The organism is Tropicibacter alexandrii, from assembly GCF_003667315.2.
In the GTDB taxonomy this organism is placed as follows: domain Bacteria; phylum Pseudomonadota; class Alphaproteobacteria; order Rhodobacterales; family Rhodobacteraceae; genus Tropicibacter; species Tropicibacter alexandrii.
Genome location: NZ_RCTZ02000001.1, coordinates 283,892 through 308,572 on the forward strand (window position 1 = coordinate 283,892; position 24,681 = coordinate 308,572).

The 24,681-nt window shown below is 64.8% G+C and carries 23 protein-coding genes; 8 read left to right on the top strand and 15 right to left on the bottom strand.

Going from position 1 to position 24,681, the window contains the following annotated elements:
• Positions 1–131: 131 nt before the first annotated feature.
• Positions 132–1,784 (top strand): hypothetical protein, encoded by a 1,653-nt coding sequence (locus D8Z78_RS01445; protein ID WP_121631512.1) that lies wholly within the window; start codon positions 132–134, stop codon positions 1,782–1,784.
• A 356-nt stretch (positions 1,785–2,140) separates the two neighbouring features.
• On the top strand, positions 2,141–2,905 hold the full coding sequence (locus D8Z78_RS01450) for a hypothetical protein (RefSeq protein ID WP_121631511.1): 765 nt from the start codon (positions 2,141–2,143) through the stop codon (positions 2,903–2,905).
• 61 nt (positions 2,906–2,966) lie between these two features.
• Here D8Z78_RS01450 and D8Z78_RS01455 read toward each other — a convergent pair whose 3' ends face one another.
• The 5 genes from D8Z78_RS01455 to D8Z78_RS01475 all read right to left on the bottom strand — a co-directional run bounded on the left by D8Z78_RS01455 (position 2,967) and on the right by D8Z78_RS01475 (position 7,553).
• Entirely contained in the window at positions 2,967–3,743 is a 777-nt protein-coding gene (locus D8Z78_RS01455) for an enoyl-CoA hydratase-related protein (protein ID WP_121631510.1), read from the bottom strand.
• Positions 3,744–3,812: 69 nt separating this feature from the next.
• Positions 3,813–4,289, bottom strand: coding sequence for a cytochrome c-type biogenesis protein (locus D8Z78_RS01460; RefSeq protein WP_164932857.1), 477 nt, complete (start codon positions 4,287–4,289; stop codon positions 3,813–3,815).
• Positions 4,290–4,297: 8 nt separating this feature from the next.
• Positions 4,298–6,268: a heme lyase CcmF/NrfE family subunit gene (locus tag D8Z78_RS01465; RefSeq protein WP_121631508.1), complete on the bottom strand. Its 1,971-nt coding sequence runs from the start codon at positions 6,266–6,268 to the stop codon at positions 4,298–4,300.
• 134 nt (positions 6,269–6,402) lie between these two features.
• Entirely contained in the window at positions 6,403–6,942 is a 540-nt protein-coding gene (locus D8Z78_RS01470) for a holin family protein (RefSeq protein WP_121631507.1), read from the bottom strand.
• Positions 6,933–7,553: a holin-associated N-acetylmuramidase gene (locus D8Z78_RS01475; RefSeq protein ID WP_240671960.1), complete on the bottom strand. Its 621-nt coding sequence runs from the start codon at positions 7,551–7,553 to the stop codon at positions 6,933–6,935. Before D8Z78_RS01475 ends, D8Z78_RS01470 begins: the two co-directional genes overlap by 10 nt.
• 86 nt (positions 7,554–7,639) lie before the next feature.
• On the opposite strand from D8Z78_RS01475, the gene D8Z78_RS01480 reads away from it, so the two are divergent.
• Positions 7,640–8,071, top strand: coding sequence for a cupin domain-containing protein (locus D8Z78_RS01480; RefSeq protein ID WP_121631506.1), 432 nt, complete (start codon positions 7,640–7,642; stop codon positions 8,069–8,071).
• A gap of 75 nt (positions 8,072–8,146) precedes the next feature.
• Here the strand turns inward: D8Z78_RS01480 and D8Z78_RS01485 are convergent, their stop codons facing one another.
• From D8Z78_RS01485 to zwf, 4 genes are all read right to left on the bottom strand, one after another.
• Positions 8,147–8,791, bottom strand: coding sequence for a PRC-barrel domain-containing protein (locus tag D8Z78_RS01485; protein WP_121631505.1), 645 nt, complete (start codon positions 8,789–8,791; stop codon positions 8,147–8,149).
• 87 nt (positions 8,792–8,878) lie between these two features.
• On the bottom strand, positions 8,879–10,462 hold the full coding sequence (gene pgi / locus D8Z78_RS01490) for a glucose-6-phosphate isomerase (protein ID WP_121631504.1): 1,584 nt from the start codon (positions 10,460–10,462) through the stop codon (positions 8,879–8,881).
• Positions 10,463–10,467: 5 nt separating this feature from the next.
• Positions 10,468–11,145 (bottom strand): 6-phosphogluconolactonase, encoded by a 678-nt coding sequence (pgl, locus tag D8Z78_RS01495; RefSeq protein WP_240671961.1) that lies wholly within the window; start codon positions 11,143–11,145, stop codon positions 10,468–10,470.
• Positions 11,142–12,593, bottom strand: coding sequence for a glucose-6-phosphate dehydrogenase (gene zwf, locus D8Z78_RS01500; protein WP_121631502.1), 1,452 nt, complete (start codon positions 12,591–12,593; stop codon positions 11,142–11,144). The genes pgl and zwf overlap by 4 nt, the downstream gene beginning before the upstream one ends.
• Positions 12,594–12,854: 261 nt before the next feature.
• On the opposite strand from zwf, the gene D8Z78_RS01505 reads away from it, so the two are divergent.
• Positions 12,855–13,796, top strand: a complete 942-nt coding sequence (locus D8Z78_RS01505; RefSeq protein ID WP_121631501.1) for a nucleoside hydrolase — start codon at positions 12,855–12,857, stop codon at positions 13,794–13,796.
• A gap of 63 nt (positions 13,797–13,859) precedes the next feature.
• The gene (locus D8Z78_RS01510) at positions 13,860–14,306 is read left to right on the top strand and encodes a GNAT family N-acetyltransferase (RefSeq protein WP_121631500.1); all 447 of its coding nucleotides are present in this window, start codon (positions 13,860–13,862) and stop codon (positions 14,304–14,306) included.
• Here the strand turns inward: D8Z78_RS01510 and D8Z78_RS01515 are convergent.
• Complete coding sequence (locus D8Z78_RS01515) at positions 14,303–15,238, bottom strand: pirin family protein (protein ID WP_121631499.1); 936 nt, start codon at positions 15,236–15,238, stop codon at positions 14,303–14,305. The genes D8Z78_RS01510 and D8Z78_RS01515 overlap by 4 nt on opposite strands.
• Positions 15,239–15,364: 126 nt before the next feature.
• Between D8Z78_RS01515 and D8Z78_RS01520 the strand changes: the two genes are divergently transcribed.
• Positions 15,365–16,780: a protein adenylyltransferase SelO gene (locus D8Z78_RS01520; protein ID WP_121631498.1), complete on the top strand. Its 1,416-nt coding sequence runs from the start codon at positions 15,365–15,367 to the stop codon at positions 16,778–16,780.
• 35 nt (positions 16,781–16,815) lie between these two features.
• Here D8Z78_RS01520 and D8Z78_RS01525 read toward each other — a convergent pair whose 3' ends face one another.
• Positions 16,816–17,724 (bottom strand): DMT family transporter, encoded by a 909-nt coding sequence (locus D8Z78_RS01525; RefSeq protein WP_121631497.1) that lies wholly within the window; start codon positions 17,722–17,724, stop codon positions 16,816–16,818.
• A 108-nt stretch (positions 17,725–17,832) separates the two neighbouring features.
• Between D8Z78_RS01525 and D8Z78_RS01530 the strand changes: the two genes are divergently transcribed.
• Both D8Z78_RS01530 and D8Z78_RS01535 read left to right on the top strand, forming a co-directional pair.
• Positions 17,833–18,648 carry a tellurite resistance TerB family protein gene (locus tag D8Z78_RS01530; RefSeq protein ID WP_121631496.1) on the top strand — a complete coding sequence of 272 codons (816 nt, stop codon included), beginning with the start codon at positions 17,833–17,835 and terminating at the stop codon, positions 18,646–18,648.
• Between the two features lie 68 nt (positions 18,649–18,716).
• The gene (locus D8Z78_RS01535) at positions 18,717–19,139 is read left to right on the top strand and encodes a Fur family transcriptional regulator (RefSeq protein WP_121631495.1); all 423 of its coding nucleotides are present in this window, start codon (positions 18,717–18,719) and stop codon (positions 19,137–19,139) included.
• 157 nt (positions 19,140–19,296) lie between these two features.
• Here the strand turns inward: D8Z78_RS01535 and D8Z78_RS01540 are convergent, their stop codons facing one another.
• The 4 genes from D8Z78_RS01540 to D8Z78_RS01555 form a co-directional block, all read right to left on the bottom strand.
• Positions 19,297–20,016 carry an alanyl-tRNA editing protein gene (locus D8Z78_RS01540; RefSeq protein ID WP_121631494.1) on the bottom strand — a complete coding sequence of 240 codons (720 nt, stop codon included), beginning with the start codon at positions 20,014–20,016 and terminating at the stop codon, positions 19,297–19,299.
• Positions 20,016–22,433 (bottom strand): DUF3772 domain-containing protein, encoded by a 2,418-nt coding sequence (locus D8Z78_RS01545; RefSeq protein ID WP_121631493.1) that lies wholly within the window; start codon positions 22,431–22,433, stop codon positions 20,016–20,018. The genes D8Z78_RS01540 and D8Z78_RS01545 overlap by 1 nt, the downstream gene beginning before the upstream one ends.
• Positions 22,430–23,458, bottom strand: coding sequence for a cysteine synthase A (locus D8Z78_RS01550; protein WP_121631492.1), 1,029 nt, complete (start codon positions 23,456–23,458; stop codon positions 22,430–22,432). The genes D8Z78_RS01545 and D8Z78_RS01550 overlap by 4 nt, the downstream gene beginning before the upstream one ends.
• Positions 23,459–23,565: 107 nt before the next feature.
• Positions 23,566–24,678: a gamma-glutamylcyclotransferase gene (locus tag D8Z78_RS01555; protein WP_121631491.1), complete on the bottom strand. Its 1,113-nt coding sequence runs from the start codon at positions 24,676–24,678 to the stop codon at positions 23,566–23,568.
• Between the last annotated feature and the right edge of the window lie 3 nt (positions 24,679–24,681).

The window sequence follows — 24,681 nt, forward strand, 5'->3', positions numbered from 1 at the left end:
CAAGCCCGAATTGGGCCGAAATGCGGCGGAAACGATGTGTTTCTGCGAAACCAGAGCGTCCCGCGGCGAAATTGTGTCATTAACTTTTGCGAAACGTCCCAATCCCGCCGCAATTCCCGAGGTACACGATTATGAGCACTGGTCTGAACACCGAACTTCTTCTGGGCTGCGACCCGCAGGTCCGCGTCGTCATCATCGAGGATGAGGGCAATCTTGTCCTTCAGGTCTTTGCCGAGGACCCGGCGGCGGTCGATATCGACGCGCTGTTCTTTTCCTTTGCAGACGGGTTCGACGCCACCGGCCTGACGATCTATCCCGGTTTCGACGAGGCGATCGGCTCGAACGGCGAAAACGTCACCGGCTTCGACTTCTCGACCGGCGCGCTCAACCAGATGAACAATGGCGCGCAGATTCAGGACACCCATGACGTGCGCCTCGAATTCGGCACCGTGCCCTACACCACGATGGGCGATGTCGATCAGGCGGCGCTGACCTTCTACATCGATGGCGGCGCGTCGAACCTCACCGCCGAAAGCCTCGACCTGACCAGCATGACCGCCGTGATCAACACCGACAATGGCGGTGGCATGGCGCTGACCGGCGGGCTGGGCAATGGCGGCGACGATCCGACCACCGTCTACGAGACCAACACCGTGCTGGCCGACGATTTCGACGGCCTGTCCTATGCCAACCAGTCCGACATCGTGTCCTGGGGCGGTCACTGGCAGGTCCGCAATGGCGAGCTTGCCGCCAACGGCTGCAATGACGGCTACATCTACTTCGATCAGGTCGCGGTCGAGGGCGAAACCACCCTGTCCTTCGACGCCCGCGTGCCCCATGCCGAGAACTTCGAGGATGGCGGCTATTACGGCGACAGTTTCGAGGTCTGGGCGCTGGTCGACGGCTCGGATTGGCAACTGCTGGATGTGTTCACGGTCAATGACGACGGCACCGCGCTGGTTGGTAACACGACCGGCCAGACCATCGGCGCAGACAGCCAGACCTTGACCTATTCGGGCGGGGAACTGGCCGATGCGGACACGGTCCAGCTGGTTTTGGGCGCGCATTTCACCGCCTCGGACGAGCAGATCTATGTCGACAATGTCGAGATCACCGACACCGTGCTGGTCGACGAAGAGACCTCCGACGAGGTGATCGCCGAAGAGGGCTTCGACAGCGGCTACCACGCCAGCGATGCCGACCTTGTCGCCAATTACTACACCCGCTGGGACATCCGGGATGGCGAGTTGCAGACCGACGGTTGCGACGACGGCCAAATCTGGTTCGAAGAGGTCCAGACCAACGGCGAAACCCAGATCTCCATCGATGCCCGCGCGCCGCATACCGAGTATTTCGAGAGCGGCGGCTGCTACGGTGACAGCCTGGATGTCTGGGCGCTGGTCGATGGCACCACGTGGCAGCATCTCGACACCTTCACGGTGAACGGCGAAGGCACCGCGCTGGTTGGCAACGAGACCGGTCAGGCGATCACCGCCGAGAGCACCACCCTGTCTTGGGACGGCGGCCTGCTGGCGGATGCGGACAGCGTCCAGCTTTACATGTATTCGGACATCTCCAGCAGCAACGAAGAGGTTTTCTTCGACAATCTGACGATCTCCAATGTCACCGACGACACCGAGGATGACGGCACCGATCCGAATTGCGGGCAGTACGACATCGTCTATGACGAGTTGATGAACGCGCAGCTGACCGAAGAAGAAGTCGACGCCATGTTCGGACAGACCGATGAGGCCGACAACGACGAGGCCCTGATGGGCGTCTGATCGCTTGCGACGCGGCGCCGGCCCGTCTGGCGCGCGTCCTCCGCAATGGCACGTGAAGGGCACGCTTTTCGCCGGGATTGCCTCGGCGGAAAGCAATCGCGCATTACAGCACCAGTGATTTCGAGAACGCATTTATTGCACCTTGGCCAAGCCCGAGGCGATTGGCATTCAAAGCTGCCACCCATAAATGGCCGCGAAATGGGTGAAATCATGGTTAATAAAGGCGGAATTGGTACGGGAAACAATGCGTTTCCCCATTTTGCGCCATATTCAATCAAATTTGCCCAGATTTCGCCACAAACTCGGGTAAAAACACGCTCAATCAGGTGGGGGCCTGATATACGAAAGAACGTGTAATGGCCCTTCAGTCGATGTCCTTTATCCTTGCAGACACCACAGAGACCCAGATCGACGTGGTTGCGAATGCCGATGGTTCGCTGACGTTCACGCTCCGGGTTCAGGACAGCGGCGAGATTGCCGACCTGCGCGGTTTCTTCTTCGACCTTGACGATCCGACCTTGGCAGACGGCCTGTCCGTGACCGGGGACGATGTCACGGGCAGCCGGTTCGGCGCCGGGAAGGTCGCGAGCCTCGGCAAGGGCTGCAACATGAAGGGCAATCATGGCAGCGACTCGGAATTCGATGGCGGCGTGTCCTTTGGTCGGCCCGGCATGGCCAAGGGCGACGACCTGCAGGAGGTCAGCTTTACCCTGTCGCACGACGAGGTCGCCCTGACGCTCGACGATCTCGACGGCATGGATTTCGGCCTGCGTCTGACTTCGGTCGGCGATGACCGCGAAGGGTCGCTGAAACTGGTCGGTGAATTCCCCGAGGTCGACAAACCCGATATCGACGACCCCAAGGACGACGACGACGACGACGACGACGAGGGCCCCGTCGTTCTGACCGACGTGGTCGAGGCCGGGGATGACGACACTGATCCGGACGACGATACCGCGGGCGCAGGTAACGGAACCCCGTCGAACGCCGCCGATCCGCGCGACGAGTCCGCGGATCACGACCTTCCGCTGGTCGATGCCACACCGGACGAACTGGCAGAACTCACCGAAGCCGGAGAAGTGGCGGACGAGATGGCGGAGCTGCCGGAATTCTTGTTCTGACCACCCCAGACCGGGTTCCGGCAGCGACCGCCCATCGGGGCGGTCGACCGGGTCGAGGCTCTTAGCGGCCCTCGAATTCAGCCGGGCGCTTTTGCATGAAGGCGACGACGCCTTCCTTGAAATCGCGGGTCTTGCCGCATTGCCCTTGCAGCTGGGCCTCCAGCGTCAGTTGCGCTTCGAGGTCGTTGTCGAACGAGGCCATCATCGCCTGTTTGACACGGGCATATGCTGCGGTCGGCCCCTTGGCCAGATAGTCGGCCCGGCGCGCCACATGTGCCTCGAACGCGGTGTCGGGGACCGCTTCCCAGATCAGGCCCATGGCGCTGGCATCATCTGCCGTGATCTTTTCCGCAAACAGCGCAGCCCCCATCGCCTTGGCCAGACCGATCTGACGGGGCAGGAACCACGTCCCGCCTGCATCGGGAATCAAGCCGATCTTGGTGAAAGCCTGCATGAAAAAGGCGCTTTGCGTGGCGATCACCACGTCGGCGGCCAAAGCAAGATTGGCCCCGGCCCCGGCAGCGGCACCGTTGACGGCGGCGATGATCGGCACCGGGCAGTCATACATCGCCTTGAGCATCGGCACGTATTCGTCGCGCAGCACCCGTTCCAGATCGAGCTTTGCCGCCGAGGCCCCATCGCCGAGGTCCTGACCCGAGCAGAAAGCCTTGCCCACGCCGGTCAAGACCACCACGCGCGCCTCTCGCCCTGCACGCGCCACCGCATCGGTGATCTCGGCGCGCATCTGGGTGTTCAGGGCATTCATCACCTCGGGCCGGTTCAGCGTGACCGTGGCGATGTCATTGTCCAGCGTATAGGTGATCGTCTCGTAAATCATGGGGCCTCCGGTCCGTTCCTGCGCGCATCAAACACCGCCCGCCGGGGAAAGGCAAAGCCAAACGCGGCGTCACTGGCCCTTGAGGATTTCGTCGAGCCGCTTGCGTTCATCGTCGCTGAGACCGGCCTCTGTCGGGGCCTCGGCGGTCGAACGGCGGCGCACATAGGCGATCCCGAGGCCGAGCGCGATGACGAACATCAGCGGCCCCGCCGCCCAGAGCAAGCTGTTCCAGCCACCGGTCGTGGGCTTCAGCAGAACGAATTCGCCGTAGCGCGCCACGATATATTCGACGACTTCCTCGTTGCTGTCGCCCGCCAGAATGCGCTCGCGCACCAGCAAGCGCAGGTCACGCGCCAGCGAGGCATTGCTTTCGTCGATACTTTCGTTCTGGCAGACAAGGCAGCGCAGCCCGGCGGAAATCTCGCGCGCACGCGCTTCTTCGGCGGGATCGTCCAGCATTTCGTCCGGTTGCACGGCCAGCACCGGCTGGGCCATGCCGCCGAACGCCAGAATAAGGATCACGGCAAAGCGTTTGAGCACAGTCATGGCAGCCCTCATTCCGCCGGTACCGCGCCTGCGCCGCTGGCCGATTTGCGGGCCCCCGCCGCCACGCGATAGCGCCGGTCCGACAGGCTCAGCCCGCCACCCAAGGCCATCAGGATGCACCCGGCCCAGATCCAGTTCGCCAGCGGCTTGATATAGATCCGCATGACATGGCCACCATCCGCCTGCGGATCGCCGATCACGACGTAGATGTCGCGCAGGAACCGGTAGTCGATCGAGGCCTCGGTCGTGGGCATCCGCGCCACCGGGTAGTTGCGCTTTTCCGGGTACAGATGCGCGATCTCAACGCCGTCGCGGCGCACGCTGACCTCACCCATCTGCGAAACATAATTCGGCCCCTGCACCCGCTCGACCCCCTGCAATTCGAACTCGAATTGCCCGACGGTCCACGGCTCGCCGATCTGAACGGCGCGGATGTCTTCCTCATCCCAAGCCATCAGCCCGGCAACTCCGATCATTGTCACACCCAGCCCCGCATGGGCCACGGCCTTGCCCCAATCGGCGCGCGGCAGGCGCCACAGACGGGAAATGTCGCGGTTCTGGCCGGTGCGCGACCACAGGTCGGTGGCCGACCCAGCCACCAGCCAGACGCCAAGGAACACGCCCACAGGACCCAACAGGCTGCGGCCCGTCTGCATGGCCCAGACCAATCCAGCAATCGCGAGGGCCAGCACGAAGGCCGGGACCAGCGTGCGGAAGACACGCGGCAGTTTGCCCCGCTTCCATCCGATCATCGCACCGATCGGCAGGATCAGACCAAGCACGACCATGAACGGCGTGAACGCCATGTTGAAGAAGGGCGGACCGACCGACAGCTTCTTGTCCCAGATCATCTCGGCGATCAGCGGCCAGATCGTGCCGATGAACACGACGAAGGACGACACCGCCAGAAGGATGTTGTTCGCCACCAGCGCGCTTTCGCGGCTGACCACGCCAAAGACTCCCTTGGCCTCCATCGCCGCCGCGCGCGCGGCAAACAAGGTCAGCGCGCCGCCGGTGAACACGACGAGGATGGCAAGGATGAACACCCCGCGTTCGGGGTCATTGGCAAAGGCGTGCACCGAGGTGATGACGCCAGACCGCACGATGAACGTCCCGATCAGCGAGAACCCGAAGGCCATGATCGCCAGCAGCACGGTCCAGCTTTTCAGCGCCTCGCGCTTTTCCACCACGATGGCCGAGTGCAGCAGCGCAGCAGCGAAAAGCCACGGCATGAAGGATGCGTTTTCCACCGGGTCCCAGAACCAGAACCCGCCCCAGCCCAGTTCGTAATAGGCCCACCACGATCCCAGCGCGATGCCGATGGTCAGAAACACCCAAGCCGCCAGCGTCCAAGGGCGCACCCAGCGCCCCCATGCCGCATCCACGCGACCCTCGATCAGCGCCGCCAAGGCAAAGCTGAAGCAGATGCTGAGGCCGACATAGCCCAGATACAGGAAGGGCGGGTGAAAGGCCAAACCGGGGTCCTGAAGCAGCGGGTTCAGGTCTTGGCCGTCGAACGGCGCCACATCCATGCGGGTGAACGGGTTCGAGGTCCACAGGATAAAGGCGTAGAACGCCGCGCCGATCGACGCCTGCACCGCCAGAACCCGCGACTTCAACGTCGGTGGCAGGTTGCCCCCGAACCACGCCGCCATCGCACCGAACAAGGCGAGGATCAGCACCCAAAGCAGCATCGACCCCTCGTGGTTGCCCCACACGCCCGAGATCTTGTAGATCATCGGTTTGGCCGAATGGCTGTTCAGGTAGACAAGTTGCAGCGAGAAATCCGAGGTGACGAAGGCCCATGTCAGAGCCAGAAACGACGCCGCGACCAAGATGAATTGCGCGCTCGCCGCCGGTTCCGCCACGGCCATCCAGCCGGGCCAACGCTTGTGCGCCCCGATCAACGGAACGGTCATCTGGACCAGTGAGACCAGAAAGGCGAGGATCAGGGCGAAGTGGCCGAATTCTGTAATCATGAGATGAGTTATAGATGCGCCTTCGTCTTCGGCCAATCGGAATCGCCTGCGTCAGGTCATCACATTCCTGCCACTCAATACATCGCCGGACCCGAAATGCAAAAAGGGCGGGGTCTCCCCCCCCGCCCTGCCCTTTAGCTGCGACCGGCGCGCCAATCCGCCAAAGCTGGATTGTCCGAAGGTGGCGCCTCGTCTTCGGGGGTGATGTCGCGCAGGCCCTCGACCTCGCGCACCGTGCGCACCACCTGCGGGACCGCCGCCATGGTCTCGGCCAGTTCGCGCTGGAAATCCTGCCCCTTAGCCTGATGCCGCGCGCCGAAATAGAACGACACGATCGCCGCCAAGAGCCACCACAGCGGCTCTGGCACCAAAGCGATTCCCGCCATGCGCGCCGCGAACCAGACCGGGTCCACCATCGCCGCGATGAACAGGCCCAAGGTGCCCAGCGCCATCGCCGGGCGTGGCACGCGGTTCAGGGCGTCCATCAGGCGGTCGAACCAGCCGCGCCGCGCCAGCCGGAATTCGCCGCCGAACTGCTGAAGCGCCGCAGATTGCGCGTCATGCGCACGCGCCGCCTGAGCCTCGGCGTTGACGCGAAAGACCTCGGCCGTCTCCGCCACCACGTTGCGCCCATTGCCGAACAGCGCCGTGAACAATTGCCCGATCAGCCCCATGCGCGCACCCGGGCGTCGAACTCGGCCTCCGTCATGTGGTAGCGGGGCGAAATGAACTCTTCGGCGCGCTTGATCCAGCCGCCTTTGCCGCCTGCCCGCGTCCGCGCGTATTTGCGCGATGCCGGGCGCCGGTCGGCGATGCCGAAGTAGTAATTGCGCCGGGCGATGCCATAGGCATCGACGATATGGTCAGGGGCCTTCGCCGCCGCGCGGGCCGCCGCCGCGATGGTCTGCGGGCCGATGGCACCATCAACGCCCACGGGTTCGCCCATCTCGCCCAGTAGCCGTTGCAGGATCTTCACCGCATTGGCCCCGGCATTTACATACATGTCGAACACCGTCTCGTGCAGCATCGCGGGCAATTCCGCGATGCGCGGCTTGACGAAATAATGCTGCAAGAAGATCTCGACCGCCTGCTTGCGCGACAGGCGCCGCACGTCCTCGGCGTCGATATCGCCATCCCCGTCCAGATCCAGCCCCAGCCTGCGCATGGTGTGGATCGTGACGCCAAAATTCGTTGCGCCGCCCGGATCGTCCGGGTCGTTGACATAGCCACCCTCGCGGGCGACGATTTCTTCGGCCATCTGCCGAACCTTGCCTGTTGCCGCCATGTCTGCCTCCTGCTCGAAGCGGTTTTCGGTGGCATCAGGAATCCGGCATCTTTGTTAACGCTTGTTGGGAGCTGCGTACGGTACCCATGACGGACACCCCCCTGACCGCCGACCGGATCATCGAGATGCTGGATCTTTCCCCGCACCCCGAGGGCGGCCATTATCGGCAAACCTGGCAGGCCGAGGACGGCCCGCGTGCGTCGGGCACCTGCATCTACTTCCTGCTGAGGTCGGGCGAGCGCAGCCATTGGCACCATGTGGACGCCGCCGAGATCTGGCATTTCTACGCGGGAACGCCGCTGACCTTGTCGATCGCGGAAACGTCGCAAGGCCCGCGCCAAGATTTCACGCTTGGCCCGGACCTTGCCGGCGGTCAGCGGCCCCAGATCCTCGTCCCGCCGCATCACTGGCAAGCGGCCCACGCCCCCGATGGCTGGGCGTTGGTCGGGTGTACCGTCTCCCCGGGGTTCGAGTTCGAAGGGTTTACCCTTGCCACGCCCGGTTTCGACATTCCCTGACCTGCGCCTGCAGCACAGACAAGAAAAGCCCGGCGGGATTTCTCCCACCGGGCCTGTTCAGTCGAACTGGATCGTTCAGTCCATCATGGCGTCTTCGTAGCCCTGCATATCGGTCAACTGATCCGAGGTGAACGGCGTGACGACGGCGTAGTCGTCATCATCGACCTTGACCAACTTCATCTCGTTCAGCGGCAGCATCACGAGCTTGTCGCCAATGCCGAGAAAGCCGCCGACCTCGGTGACGATGCCGTGGATCTTGCCGGTTTCGTCAAGAACGACATCCTCGATCGAGCCGATGCGCTCCCAGTTGTCGCCCACGGCGTCGAAGGTCATGTTCACATCCCAGTCGGACGCTTCGTTCGACGACAGGGTGTAGACGGCGCCGCCCTCGACTTCGGACAGAGCGATCATGCCGGTCAGGCCCAGCTTGCCACCGGTCGCGGCGTCGTCCGCTGCCATGTCGGTTTCGTCGGCGGCGGGCATCATGGCGTCGTCACCTTCGGCCATGTCGGTTTCCCCGCCTTCCGGGTTCATCGGGTCGTCATCTTCGGCCATTTCGGTCGCGTCTGCGTCCTCGGCCATCGGATCGGCGGTTTCTGCCTGTTGTTCGGTCTTCGGCTTCATCGCTTCTTCGTCCATGTCACCGGAGGAGTGGCTCTCGGCGAGGGCGAAGGCGGGGATCAGGGCGGCAACGGCAACTGTCATCATGAGACGGTTCATAGCGATATCCTTTCGCGTTCTAACTGCCCATGCAACGTGCCGATGAGTAACGAGTTCCTGACTATATTTTTCGTTGCGCCGGGAACTTCAGCCCGCCTTTTGCGTATGAACGAACCGCAAGAGTTGGGCCGTCGATCCGTCCTTGCCATCGACCGGCTGATCGCCGCTGACCAATGGGCCCAGCGCCGTCGCCAGCTCCTTGCCCAGCTCGACGCCCCATTGGTCATACGAGTTGATCCCAAGGATCACCCCTTCGACGAACACCCGGTGTTCATAAAGCGCGATGATCCGCCCCAAGGTCGCCGGATCGAGCAACGGATAGATCAGCGTGGTCGAGGGCCGGTTGCCGGGAAACACCCGGTGCCGCGCCTGACGTTCCAGCTCTTCGCCCTCGAACTTGCCCGCCATCCTGTCGCGCGCTTCTTCGAGATCGCGCCCGCGCATCAGGGCTTCGGACTGCGCGAGGCAATTGGCGATCAACAGGTCATGGTGATGCTGCAATTCGGGCTCATGCCCGCGCGCGGCAATCAGGAACTCGCAAGGCACGACCCGCGTGCCCTGATGGATCAGCTGATAGAAGGCGTGCTGGCCATTTGTGCCCGGTTCCCCCCAGACGATGGGCCCCGAATCGTAGGACAGCGAGATGCCGTCCATCCGCACGCCCTTGCCATTGCTCTCCATCTCCAGCTGTTGGAGATAGGCGGGCAGCCGCGCCAGACGGTTGTCATAGGGCAGCACGGCGCGGGTAGCGTAGCCCAGCACCTGATTGTGCCACATCCCCACCAGCGCCAGCGCAACCGGCAGGTTTTCCGCCAGCGGTGCCTCGACGAAGTGCCGGTCCATCTCCTGTCCACCTTGCAGGAAGGCGCGGAAATCCTCGGGCCCGATGGCGATCATCAGCGACAGGCCAATCGGCCCCCACATCGAATAGCGCCCGCCGACCCAATCCTCGAAGCCAAGAACCCGGTCCTCGGGGATGCCAAACGCCCCGGCCTTTTCCACGTTCGAGGACAGCGCGATGAACTTGCCCGAATCATCGACCCCGTGCCGCGCCAGCCAGCCCTTGGCGGTCTGGGCATTGGTCATGGTTTCGATGGTGGTAAAGGTCTTCGACGCGACGATGAACACGGTGCGTTCCGGATCGCAGCCTTTCAGCGTATCGGCGATATCTGCCCCGTCCACGTTCGACACGAAATGGCAGCGCGGCCCGTCCGCATAGGGCGCCAGCGCCAGATAGGCCATCGCCGGACCAAGGTCCGAGCCGCCGATGCCGATATTGACCACATCGGTCACGTCGCTGTCGCGGATGTCGCGCGCCAGCCGCTCCATCCGGTCGAGCGTGTCCAGCACGGCGGGCATCACATCATGGCCATCCACCAGCACCGGCCGCGCGTCGAGATTGCGCAAGGCGGTGTGCAGCACCGCGCGCCCCTCGGTCTCGTTGATCTTTTCGCCAGCGAACATGGCATCACGCTTTGCCGGTACGGCGGCCTTGTCGGCCATCTCCAGAAGCGCCTCCCAGATGCCCTCATCGAGCTGCGTCTTGGAGAAATCGAACAGCATCCCGCACGCGGTCAGCGAGAAATCCTGCGCGCGGGTCTCGTCTGCGAACAGGTCCTCGATCCGGCGGCCCTCGCAAGCCTCGGCCATGGCCTTGAGATCATTCCACATCAGTCTTACTCCGCCCAGTGTATATAGGCCTCGTCGAGCACCGCGTTGATCGGCGCCTCTTCGACGGGCAATCCCTTTGCGCCTTCCAAAGCCGCGCGTTTCTCGGCGCCAAAGATCAGCACATGTTTGCGTAGCGCCCCGTCAAGCACAGGCGCGCTGAGCGTGATCCGCGGCTCGGGCGCGCCCGAGGCGCGCATCGGCAGCAGCGTCGGCGCGTCATGGGCCAAGGCGTCGGTCAGCCGGTCAGCGCCGGGAAACAGCGAGGCCGTGTGCCTGTCCGCCCCCATGCCCAGCAACAGCACCGCCAGCGGCAAGACCGCCTCGATGGGCTTTGCCAGTTCGGCAAGGGCATCGTCGGGTTCGGGATGCGGGGCGTACAGGGGCAGATATCGGGCCTTTGCCGCACGATCGACCAATAGTCGCTGCCGCAGAAGGCGCGTATTGGACCGCTCATGATCCTCCGGCACCCAGCGTTCGTCATTCAGCAGCACATCGACCCGCTCCCAGTCCAAATCCGCCGCGCAGAGCGTGTCAAAGACCGGCCCCGGGGAGGTTCCCCCCGGTACCGACAATGCCACCCGGTCCTCGTGCTTCAACGCGGCGCGCAGATCGCTGGCCAAGCGGTCGGCCAAGTGCATCGCCAGCATCTCGCGATCGGGGTATTCGATGAACTCGTAGGTCAAGCCTTGATCTCCCGCCATTTTCGGCCCTGCCGGTGCAGCATCATCGCCGCATCTTCCGGGCCGTTCGACCCGGCCTCGTAGGGTTTGGGCACGTCACCGCGCTGCTGCCAGCCCTCGATGATCGGATCGGTCCAGGCCCAGGCGGCCTCGACCTCGTCACCGCGCATGAACAGCGTCTGGTTGCCCCGGATCACGTCCATGATGAGGCGTTCATAGGCATCGGGCACCTCTTCGGCGTCCGGGCCCAGCGCCTCGGCAAAGCTCATGTCGAGCGGCACATCAACCAGACGCATGCCCCCCGGTCCCGGTTCCTTGATCGTGACCTTCAGCGTCATGCCCTCGTTGGGTTGCAGGCGGATCGCCAGCACGTTGGCATGCTTGCCCGCCTCCGGGCCAAAGATCGAATGCGGCGCATCCTTGAAGATCACCGCGATTTCCGACGACCGCGCCTTCAGCGCCTTGCCGGTGCGAAGGTAAAACGGCGTTCCCGCCCAGCGCCAGTTCGACACGTTCACCTTCATCGCGACAAAGCTTTCGGTGGTCGAGCGCGGATCGCCCACATGCGCGCGGTAGCCAGGCTGGTTGTCATCCGCCGCGTATTGCCCGCGCACGATATGATGCCAATCCACCGGGTCGAGCGCGCGGATGACCTTGAGCTTTTCGTCGCGCACCGCGTCCGGTTCGAACCGCGCGGGGGGTTCCATCGCGATCAGGCACAACAGCTGCATCAGGTGGTTCTGCACCATGTCCCGCATCGCGCCGGACGTGTCGTAGTACCCCCCACGTCCGGACACATCCACCGTTTCCGCCACGGTGATCTGAATGTGATCGACATATTGTGCATTCCACAGCGGCTCGAACAGCATGTTGCCAAAGCGCACGGCCATCAGGTTCTGGACCGTTTCCTTGCCCAGATAGTGGTCGATGCGGTAAATCTGCGTTTCGTCGAAATGCCGCGCCAGGGTGGCGTTCAGCGCACGCGCGCTCTCCAGATCCTTGCCAAAGGGCTTTTCGACCACCACGCGGCTGTCATCATCGGCCAAGCCGAAGCTCCGCAACCGCTCGGCGATGTCCCCGAACAGTGCAGGCGCGACCGAGAAATAGAACGCCCGCACACGCCCCGCGCGCAGCCGCCCCTTCAGCGCCTCCCAGCCGCCCGAGCCCTTGGCATCCACCGCCTCGTAGCTCACCCGTTCCAGGAATTGCTCCAGCATCTCCTCGGCCGCCTGTCCGCCGCCGAATTCCACAACCGCCTCGCGGACCATGTCGCGAAAGCCCGCATCGTCCATCTCAGACCGGGCCGCGCCAATGATCTGGGCCTCTTCGGGCATCTGCCCCGAACAAAAGCGCCGGAACAGGCCGGGCAGGATCTTGCGCCGGGCCAGATCGCCCGTGCCGCCAAAGATTACCAGATCGAATGGGTCCACCGGAATGACGCGAGAAACCATTGGGCACCTGCCTTTCATAGGGTCGTTAGCGCTAACGACGTCCGCTTAACCCATAACTGGCACAGAGTCTAACACCCAATTCATGCATCACAATGGCAGGGCGGAAATTCTTTGGCCACGCTTGCGCATGCCATGCCGGTCGGCCCCCTGCCCGACGCGCAGCGCACCCCTGACAGGCAGCCTGTTGCCGACCGGCCCGGCGATGCCGCTTGATCCCTGCCGCATGACATGCAACCAACTCGCCAGCCAAGGGAGAGCGCCATGACCGCACGCAAGATCATCATCGATACCGATCCGGGCCAGGACGACGCCGTTGCGATCCTCCTTGCCCTCGCCTCGCCCGAGGATCTCGACGTGCTGGGCCTGACCTGTGTCGCCGGCAACGTGCCGCTCGATCTGACCACCCGCAACGCCCGCATCGTCTGCGAACTGGCGGGCAAGCCCGACACCCGCGTCTTTGCGGGCTGCGACGCCCCCTTGCAGCGCAAGTTGATCACAGCCGAGCATGTGCACGGCAAGACCGGCCTCGACGGTCCGGTGCTGCCCGAACCGACCATGCCATTGCAGGACCAGCACGCGGTCGATTTCATCATCGACACCCTGCGCAGCGAACCCGAGGGCACGATCACGCTTTGCCCGCTCGGCCCGCTGACCAACATCGCCACCGCCCTGCAACGCGCCCCCGACATCGGCGCGCGCGTGCAGGAAATCGTCCTGATGGGCGGCGCCTATTTTGAGGTGGGCAACATCACCCCCACCGCCGAGTTCAACATCTATGTCGATCCCGAAGCCGCTGACATCGTGTTCAAATCCGGCATCGCGATCACTGTCCTGCCGCTCGACGTCACCCATCAGGCGCTGGTCACCAGCGCCCGCAACGACGCGTTCCGCGCGCTCGGCACAAAGGTCGGCACCGCCGTCGCGCAGATGACCGACTTCTTCGAGCGGTTCGATATCGAGAAATACGGCAGTCAGGGCGCGCCTCTGCACGATCCCTGCGTCACCGCCTACCTGATCGCGCCGCACCTCTTCTCCGGTCGCTTCATCAATGTCGAGATCGAGACCCAGTCCCCCCTGACGCTGGGCATGACCGTCGCCGACTGGTGGCGCGTCACGGATCGCAAACCCAACGCCACGTTTATCCGCGAGATCGACGCAGACCACTTCTTTGCCCTGCTGACCGAACGCCTCGCACGTCTCTAGACGCATCAGACCGCAGCGCGGGGCCCCGTGCGCCCCGCGCCCCTCCGACAAAAGGCCAGACCCATGAAAGCGCTTCACCTTGCCGGCCCGGACGATGCCGGCAAACTGCTGGCCCTCGTCGCCGGTTTCCACGCCGAGCAGGGCTTCGACACCGACGACGCCCACCGCGAGGGTGCCATCCTGCCGCTGCTCGACGGCTCGCCCCACGGGGCGATCTGGCTGATCGGGCCACGACGCGCGCCGGTGGGCTATATCGCCGTGACCTTCGGCTGGTCGATCGAGTTCGGCGGGCTGGACGCCATCGTCGACGAGCTCTACATCCGCCCCGCCGTGCGCAACCGCGGCATGGGCTCCGAGGCGCTGTCGGGCATCTGCAAGGCGCTCAAGGATGCAGGCGTCAAGGCGCTGCACCTCGAAGTCGACGCCTCGGACGAGGCCACACAGCGCCTTTATGCCCGCGCCAAGTTCCGCCTGCGCGAAAGTTACCACTATATGTCGCGCGTGCTTTAATCGGGGAGCGGGATGAACTCCGCATCATCCCCCGGCGGCAGGTGAAACCGGCCAGAGGCCCAATCGCCCTTGCGCCACGCTTCCTTCGCCTCCTCGATGCGCTCCTGCGAAGAGGCGACGAAGTTCCACCAGATATAGCGCGACCCTTCCAGCGTCTCGCCCCCCAGCAGCATCACCCGCGCACCTTGCGGCCCGGCCTTCAGGCTGACCCGGTCGCCGGGCCGGAACACCATCATCTGCCCCGCCTCGAAGACCTGCCCCGCCTGCGCGACCGAGCCTTCGGCCACGTAGACGCCGCGATCCTCGTGATCGTCGGGCAAGGGGATCGCCGCCCCCGGCTGCAAGACGGCGTCGGCATAGAACATCTCCGACGCGGTCTCGACCGGCGCGCGTTCGCCATAGGCAGAGCCGAGGATCAGCCGAACCTCCTTGCCCTCGCCTTGCAGGAACGGCAGGTCCTCCGCCGCCGCATGCTGGAACAGGGGCGCGCGGTCTTCGTGATCCTTGGGCAAGGCAACCCATGTTTGGATGCCGAAGAACGGCATCGGGTCGCGCTGCGTCGCATCATCGGTGCGCTCCGAATGGGTGATGCCATGGCCCGCGACCATCCAGTTCACCGCGCCCGGCTCGATCCACGCATCAGTGCCCAGACCGTCGCGATGATGCATCCGGCCGCGATACAGGTAGGAAATCGTGGCCAGCCCGATATGCGGATGCGGGCGCACGTCCAGCCCCCGGCTCGGCAACAGCTCTGCCGGTCCCATCTGGTCGAAAAAGATGAACGGACCCACCATCTGCCGACGCGGCGCGGGCAAGGCACGGCGCACCTCGAAATTCCCGAGATCGCGGGCGCGCGGGATGATCAGCGTGTCGATCGCGTCCACCTCGTCGCCCGTCGGGCAATGCGGGTCCAAAGCGGGGTTCCAGCTCATGGCGTTTCTCCTCTGGTCTCACCTGCCTGCAATCTAGCGCAGCCGCCGCCAAGACCTATTGGGCATTCGCGCGCGGAGCCTGTGCGCAACGCTTCCCTTTGCGCGCAGAACGCTTATCTAGGGGGCATGACCCAGCAGCATATCCCCTTCGACAACAGCTATGCCCGCCTTCCCGAGGGCCTGTTTCACCGCCAATCCGCCACCCCGGTCAAGGCCCCGAGCCTGATCGCGTGGAACGCGCCGCTGGCCGCCGAGCTTGGCATCACCGGCGATCCCGATCCGATGGTCTATGCCGGGAACGCCACGCCCGAGGGCGCCGCGCCCTTGGCCCAGCTCTATGCCGGGCACCAGTTCGGCCAATGGAACCCGCAGCTCGGCGACGGGCGCGCCCTACTGCTGGGCGAGGTCGTGGACCGCGATGGCCACCGCCGCGACATCCAGCTCAAGGGCTCGGGCCCGACGCCCTATTCGCGTATGGGCGACGGGCGCGCGGCGCTTGGACCCGTCTTGCGCGAATACGTGGTATCCGAGGCAATGCACGCGCTTGGCATTCCGACGACCCGCGCGCTGGCCGCCGTGCGCAGCGGCGAAGAGGTCATCCGCGAGCGCCCCCTGCCCGGCGCGGTGCTGACCCGGGTGGCGTCGAGCCATATCCGCGTCGGCACCTTTCAGGTGCTGGCCGCGCGCCAGCAGGACGAGGCCCTGTCCGCCCTGTACGCGCATACGGTCGACCGCCACTATCCCGATGTCAAAGACCCGGTCGACCTGCTGGCCCGCGTCACCGAACGTCAAGCCGAGCTGGTCGCGCAGTGGCTGTCCGTCGGCTTCATCCATGGCGTGATGAACACCGACAATTGCGCGCTGTCGGGCGAGACCATCGACTATGGCCCCTGTGCTTTCATGGACCAATACAACCCCGAAATGGTGTTCTCCTCGATCGACCGGCGCGGGCGCTACGCCTATGCGGCGCAGGCCGATGTGATCGTCTGGAACATGGCGCAACTGGCCACCGCCCTTGTGCCGCTGCTGCCTGACACCGATGCCGCGATCAAGGCCATGACGGAAGTCGTGCACGGCATGGGCGACCTGCTGCGCGCGGCTTGGCTGAAACGCTTTTGTGCCAAGATCGGCATTGCCGAGCCCCGTGCCGAGGATGCCGCCCTGATCGGCGAGCTGATGCAGTTGATGGACGCAGGACAGGCGGATTTCACCAATACCTTCCGTGCCTTGGGACGCGGCGATGCCCGCGACCAGTTCACCGACCGCGCCGCGTTCGATGCGTGGGAGAGCCGGTGGAAGACCCGGCTGGAGCAGGAAACGCACGACCCGGCGGCGTTGATGCTGACGGTCAACCCGGCGATCATCCCGCGCAATCACCGGATCGAACAGATGATCGCCGCCGCCGAACAGGGGGACGATACGCTGTTTCATCGCTTGAACGCCGCGCTGGCCAATCCCTTCGACGCCCCCGATGCGGATGAGGATCTGCGCCGTCCGCCCTTGCCCGATGAACGCGTCCGCGCGACCTTTTGCGGAACCTGAGGTAGGATGGGTCGGGACCCATCCTACTTTGTCTTTCATCCCGCCTCGACGGGCACGGGCCGCTTCCGGCGCTTGTTGATCAGCACGATCCCGACCGCGACCAGCGCGAGCGCGCCGAGGAAACCGGGGCCCACCGGTTCGCCGAACACCGCCCAGCCAAAGCCCACCGCCAGCACCGGTGACAGAAACGAGAACGACGCAATATCCGAGGCGGGGTAGATCGACATCAGCCGCAGCCAATACAGAAAGCCCAGCGACGCCACGAGCACCACCTGATAGCCCATCCCGACCCAATGGATCAGCTCCGGTGCGCGCCACAGGTCCCCGAACAAGGGGGCAACCGCGCTCAGCACCACCGCGCTGACGCCCAACTGCCAGAACAGCTGGCTCTCGGCAGGCAGGTCCGACACCTTGGTCAGGCGCACGGTCAGCGCGATGCCGCCCCATGACAATGCCCCCAGCAGCGCCAACGCATCGCCGCGCAGGTCACCCGCGCCACGGCTGTCAGGGTCGGCCAACGCCCAGACCACCCCTGCCATCGCCAGCACCAGCCCCAGCACGCGCCGTTGCGACAGGCGCTCCCCCGGCAAGGCCACATGCGCCACGATCGCCAGCCAGATCGGCATCGAATAGAACAGGATCGAGGCCCGGCTCACGGTCGTCATGTCCAGCGCATTGAAAAGGAAGATGAATTCGACGCTAAACAACAGGCCCAGCATGATCCCCGGCCAAAATGTGCGCCGCAATCCGGTGATCCGTCGCCCCGTCACCACGCACCACAGCATCAGCACGGCCAGCGCCAGAACCGAACGCAGCCCGGCGCCAAAGACCGGCGCCAGCCCGTCATTCGTGACCTTGACCACCACTTGATTGAAGGCCAGCACGGCGGCAAAGGCCACCATGCCGGACGCCCCGGCGAAATCCATGGAATCCTTGCGTGTCATGCCTTCAAGGACACTGATTTGACCGCGCGGTCAATCCCGGCTTTGCCTTTCCGCACCGGGCGAAACGTGCCACAGTCGGGACAAGGAACATCAGGGAGGATTGGTATCATGGGACTCATGGGCACTCTGGCAAAGGTCGCCATCGGATATGCCGCCGCACGCGGCGTCGACAAGCTGTCGGGCGGTCAGGGCCTTGGCGGGCTTCTGGGCGGCGGCGCGCAGGTCAAGGCGTCGGATCCCAACGCGGCGGCGCAGGCACAGATGTTGTCCGGCGGGCAGCCCGGTGGCGAGGGCAATCCGCTCAAGGGGATGCTCGACATGTTCCAGCAAAACGGCCTTGGCACCATGGGCGCCTCTGCCGCCGGAAACCCGATGACCGGGCTCATGGACCAGTTGAAGTCGATGGCCGGCAGCACGGGCGGCAGCGGCTTGCTGTCGCAACTGGGCACCGGGGGCACGGGCATGGCTGGCATGCTGGCCGCGCTCGGCGGCACGGCGGCAGCCGCACAGGGCAAGGGCACTGCCGGACTGCTCGATGCCTTGAACACGAAACAGACCGCCCCCGGGGCAGAAGAGGCCGCAGGCCTGATGCTTCGCGCGATGATCATGGCCGCCAAGTCCGACGGTGCAATCGACGAATCCGAAAAGGCCAAGCTGCTGGAGACGGTCGGCCCGGATGCTGACCCCGAGGACATGGCCTTTGTCCAAGCGCAACTGGCCGCCCCCGTCGACCCCGAGGCGCTGGCCGCCGACACGCCAGAGCCGCAGCGGATGCAGGTCTATTCCGCCTCTTTGATGACGATCCGCGTGGATACGCAGGCCGAGGCGCAGTATCTCGACAGGCTCGCCAAGGCGCTGAAGATCGACGAACCCACCGTCAACATGCTGCATGCCCAGATGGGGATCGCGCCGCTTTATGCCTGACCTTCAGGCGAGGCTTGGCCCCGCGGCCATCCTCGCCTAAAACACCCCGACGACAGCCGGGTAAGACCATGACCGAAACGATTTCAGACCGCGCCGCCGCCGCCGGATTGCGCATGACCGGCCAGCGCCGCACGATCACGCAGGTCCTCGAGGATTCGACCGATCATCCCGATGCCGAGGAACTGCACGCCCGCGCCGTCGCGCGCGATCCCGGCATCTCGATCGCGACCGTCTATCGCACGGTCAAGCTTTTGGAAGAGAACGGTATTCTCGACAAGGTCGACTTTGGCGACGGGCGCGCGCGTTATGAAGATGCCGAACGCGCCCATCATGACCACCTGATCGACGTGACCACCGGCAAGGTCATCGAATTCTTCGACCCCGAGATCGAAGCCTTGCAGGAAAAGATCGCGCGGAAGCTGGGGTATCGGTTGCAGGGGCACCGGATGGAGCTTTACGGGGTTCCCATCCCCTCAAACGACGACGAGTGATCCGACCGTCTGGAACGAGGGGCCAGCCCCTCGTGCTCCCCGCGGTATTTGTCGCCAGAAGAAGCCAGGACGGGTGCTAACGGGTCCCTGCCCGGTTTCTTGGGGCCGCGATGCCATGGCGAGGGCCTCGCAAGACCGTTCGCCACCGGGACCCGGTTTACTCTAGGGCGATGTTCACCCGCCGGTTCTGCTTGCCCTTGTTCTCGACCCGGCCGAGGCGCAGGGCGCCAATTTCACCCGTACGCGCCACATGCGTGCCACCACAGGGTTGAAGGTCCACCTGCCCCGCGCCGCGCCCGATCCGCACCAGACGCACCTGTCCGGCACCACGCGGCGGCTTGACCGACAGCGTCTTGACCAGTTCGGGGCGCGCGGCCAATTCGTCTTCGGTGATCCAGTCCTCGCTGACCTCCAGATCGCGGTCGACGAGGTCGTTCAGCGCCGCCTCCAGCGCGTCGCGGTCTTCGGGCGGGTCGGGCATCATGAAATCAAGCCGCCCCGTTTCCGTACCGATCTTGCCGCCGGTCACCGGCAGCGGGATGACGACGCTCAGCAGATGCAGGGCCGTATGCACCCGCATGTGCCTGTGGCGGCGTTCCCAGTCGATCACCTGCACGACATGCGCGCCCTTGGGCGGCAGGGCCGCCGGTTCGGCGGGCACCAGAACGGACAGGCCGTCCTCGCCCTTGACCGCCGTGGCGATGGGCAGGCGGGCACCGTCCCATTCCAGCCAACCGCTGTCGCCGGGCTGGCCGCCGCCGGTCGGATAGAACAGGGACGGGGAAACGATCACCCCGCCCTCTTCGGTATGGCCCAGCACGCGGCCCGGGGCCTCGCGCCGATAGGCGTCCTCGCGATACAGCAACGCGTTACTCATCACCGATCTCCTGCTTCGGGCTCGACACCCGCGGAACTGCCCGGTCCGGCCGGAGGCGGTTCGACCTCGGGTTTGCTTTCGACGGCGGGCGCCGAGGAGGCGGGCTTTTCGCCGCCAAGCGCCTCGGGATTGCGAATCCACACGTCGCGCTGCGCATAGGGGATCTCGATGCCCTCTTCCTTGAACTTCTCATAGATCTGGTGGTGCATCTCTGTGCGCACCACGAGCCCCGCGCCCACATCGCGCAAGATGCAGCGGATTTCGAAATCCAGACTGTCCGCGCCGAACCCCTTGAAGAACACGAAGGGTTCGGGGTTCATCAGCACCATGTCGTGGTGCCGGGCGATATCCAGCAGGATCTTTTCCACCTTGCGCGTGTCGCTGCCATAGGCCACGCCGACGCTGACGATAATCCGGCCAAGGCTGTTGCCGCGCGTGTAGTTCGCCACGGTGCCTGACACGAAATCGGCGTTGGGGATGATCAAGTCGTACTTGTCGAAGGTCTCCAGTCGGGTCGAGCGGACAGAGATGTCCTTGACGATGCCGTGTGTGCCGTTGACCTCGATCCAGTCGCCCTCGGTGATCGGGCGTTCGATCAGCAGGATGATCCCCGAGACGAAGTTCGACACGATGTTCTGAAGGCCGAAACCGATGCCCACGGACAGCGCACCGGCGACGATGGCCAGCGAGGACAGGTCGAGCCCCCCGGCGGTGATCGCGACGATGGCGGCAACGAAGATGCCGACATAGCCCATGCCCGACACGATGGCGTTCTGCCCGCCTTGGTCGATCTTGGTCTTGGGCAGGATCGAGGTGCGGAACGCCCCCTGAAGCAGGCGCGTCACCATGTAGCCCAGCACGAAGACGATGATGACGATCAGGAAATCCGTGGGCGAAATCCGCGTGTCGCCCAGCGTGAACCCCTCTTGGAAGCGGGCCCAGATTTCCGTCAGGTCGGCGACCCGAGCGCCCCAGATCAACGCCACGAAGGGGATGAAGATCAGCGTCAAGGCAAAGCCGCCCAGCACCGGCAAAAGGCTGTCCTGCGCATCGGCGCGGCGCCCGGTGGCCAGTTCGTACAGGTCGTTGATGAAGCGTTGCAGCACCAGCAGCAGACCGACCAGCGCCAGCGAGGCGATGAACGGATAGACCATCGCCTCGCCCACGCGGGAATAGCCGATCGCGGCCATGACCGGGCCGACAACCCCGATGATCATCGCCGCGCGGCCCATGAGCCGGGCAAAGCGCAGGCGGAAGAAGCTGGTCTCGCCCTCGCGCGCGGCGGCGCTGCCAGCCATGGCCACGTCGTTGCGCACGCGCCCGAGGCGGAACAGGACCAGCCCCGAAATCACCAGAAGCGGGAAATCGAGAACGGCGTGAGTCTCGGCGCTGTAATCGTCGAATTGCCCGATGGAATCGAGGATTTCCTTCAGGACATAGGCCCATGCCAGAAGGTCGGCATACCGCCCCGCCCGGACCCGCTCGGACGGCTCCAAAGGCAGGGTCGCGATCTCGTCATTCTCGTGAAAGCTTTCATCGGCCAGCCAGTGGATGCCCAGCAGCAAGGTCGCCCAAAGCGGGACCTGTTCCAGAAGCAACAGCCAGCGCGTCCCGACGAAGCCGGTGGCCAGCGCCGCCTGAACCAGCGCGTAAATGCCGATCAGCGGCAAGGCCACCTGTCCCAGCGACACCAGAAAGCGGAACACACCCGTGCCGCGCGGCGCCTTGCCCCGGAGGTATTGCACCGCGGCCCGCGCCCAGCTTTGACCGTGTGACAACAGCAGGAAACCAACGACCGTCAGCACGACGATCACCGGCAGGTTCTGCCGCGCCACGTCCTGCCGGAAAGATGAGGTCGCGTTGGTTTTGACCTCGATCCACGATTTGTGCAGCGAGTCCAGAACGTCGTTCAGCGCCCGGGGCCAGTAGGTGGGATTCAGCGGTGTCGGCCCCAGTTCCAGCAACGCATCCGCTTGCCGTTCGCGAATGACCCGGTCGATCTCCGCGATCAGGCCGTTGGCGCGGGTATAGGCCTCTTCTGCGCGCAGGATCGGAGCGCGCAATTCGGTCAACTGGCCGTTCAACTCTTCGCGCCGCTTGGCGATTTCCGGGTCTTCGGTCTCGCCCTCGGCGGGGGCGGCGCCCAACGCGTCGATCTGGCTTTCGATCGTCGTGATGCGGGCCGCGTTGATATCCTGCGCCGCGAGGAACCGCTCGCGCCAATCGGCGATCGAGGCCCTCAGCCGCTCCAGCGCGTCATCGGAGGCCTGCCCGGCGGCCAGCACCTCCTCTGCGTTGGAGGCGGTGGTCGCCCAGCCCGCGTAATCGGGCAGCGAACTTGCGTCTTGTGCAAACGCCCCCACCGTCAGGGTGAGGGTCACGAACATGGCCAGAAGCCAGCGGTGTATCAGTCTCATACGTCCTCGAACACGCCGGGGATGCTGGCAGGCGCCTGGGTCATCCAGCCCGGAACCGGCAGCCCCTTTTCCTTGAGGAAACTCGGGTTGAACAGTTTCGATTGATATCTGGTGCCGTAATCGCAAAGGATAGTCACGATGGTGTGACCCGGCCCCATCTCCTTGGCCATCCGCATCGCGCCCGCGACGTTGACACCGGACGATCCGCCCAGACACAGCCCCTCTTCGGACAGCATGTCAAAGACCACCGGCAGCGCCTCTGCATCGGGGATGCGACAGGTGAAATCGGGGGTGAAGCCTTCGAGATTGGCGGTGATGCGCCCCTGCCCGATGCCTTCGGTGATCGAGTTGCCGGGGTTTTCCGCGCCGGTATAGATCTTGAACAGGCCCGCGCCCTCGGGATCGGCAAGACCGATCTTGACGCCCTTGGGTTGCAGCGCCTCGGCCACGCCCGCGAGCGTGCCGCCCGAGCCCACCGCGCAGATGAAACCGTCGACCTTCCCGCCGGTCTGATCCCAGATTTCCGGGCCTGTGGTTTCGATATGGGCCTGACGGTTGGCCACGTTGTCGAACTGGTTGGCCCAGATCGCGCCCTTGGACTCGGTCTTGGCCAGTTCCTCGGCCAGACGGCCGGAATAGCGCACGTAATTGTTGGGGTTGGCATAGGGCGCGGCGGGCACCTGCACCAGCTCGGCCCCCGCCAGACGCAGCATGTCCTTCTTTTCCTGGCTCTGCGTTTCGGGGATCACGATCACCGTCTTGAACCCCATCGACGCACCCACCAGCGCAAGGCCGATGCCGGTATTGCCCGCCGTGCCCTCGACGATGGTGCCACCGGGGGCCAGCAGGCCCTTTTCGACCGCATCCTTGATGATATACAGCGCCGCGCGATCCTTGACCGACTGGCCCGGATTCATGAATTCGGCCTTGCCGAGGATGGTGCACCCCGTCATCTCAGAGGCCTTCTTCAGCTTGATCAGGGGCGTCTGCCCGATGGCCTGTGCCAGATCCGTCGCGATGCGCATGGGCGGCGTCCTTTTCTTGTCGTCCTGTGGAAATGTGTAGGTCCGCGAACACCGGAACTCAAGGGCCGACGCCCGGTTGTCCGGGGCCTGCCCCGGCGCCTTTGGGATCAGCGGCGCAGGTCGGCGCGCTTGTTGGCCAGCCACAGCAGCATCATCGCCAAGGGGGCCGCGTTGATCTCGCCACTGTCGAGCAGCGCCATGGCCCGGTCGAAGGGGATGACGTGGTTGCGGATATCCTCGTTTTCGGATTCCAGCCCGCCTTGGCTCTGACCCCGTCCGGACAGGTCGGCCAGCCCGAGGAAACAGTGATAGAATTCCGTCGAATAGCCCGGCGAGGCATAGCCGCCGACCATCTTGATCAACTCGTCCACCTGCAAATGCGCCTCTTCGACGGCCTCGCGACGCGCCGCCTCTTCGGGCGCCTCGCGGGCATCGACCAGACCGGCAATGGGTTCCAGCACCCAAGGCGCCGGATCGCCGCGATTGATCGGGCCAAAGCGCAGCTGTTCGACCAGAAGCACCGTGTCGTTGACCGGGTCATAAGGCAGCACCAGCGCCACGTCGAAGGACATGAAGCATTCGCGCCCCAGCTCCGCCGACCATGACCCGTCGAACCGCCGATAGCGCAGGTTGAAGGCATTCATGGTGAAAAACCCGTGCCAGCCCTCGCGCCGCCCGGTGATCTCGACCTGATCGGTGGTCATCGGGTTGCGCAAGGTCTGCGGCGCGGGCTGCGCGGCGATCTGCTGCGCCCAAGCGCGCGCCCGGAAGAAGGGCAGCACCTGCGCAACGGCCTCGGGCGGCCAGTTGCCCCGCCGCGCCATGACCTCCTCCGCCGCGCGGACCGAGATCTCGGCCCAGTCGCGCAGCCAGTCGTCGAAGGACCACGCCGCGCCCGGCACCCAGCGGCGATCGGCGGGGAAATAGACCTGCGCGGGCCGCTCGCCCTCGGCCGTCGTCACCCCCAGTTCGCGCGTCACGAAGGCAAATCCACCCTCGTAGAAATCCAGCCGCGCGAGGTCGTCGGCGTCGAGCCCCGGCACCAGCACCCCCTGCGCCTCGGCGCCCGGCTCGGCCACCAGCATCGGAAAGGCCTGCCCCTCGGCCCAGCGAACGGCGTGCCCGGGCAGAACCGCCGGATGAACCGAAGGGACGCGCCCAAGCACGCGTTCCAGCAGCGGCGCATGCCGCAACGAGCCATAGAAGAACAGATCAGCCAGCGG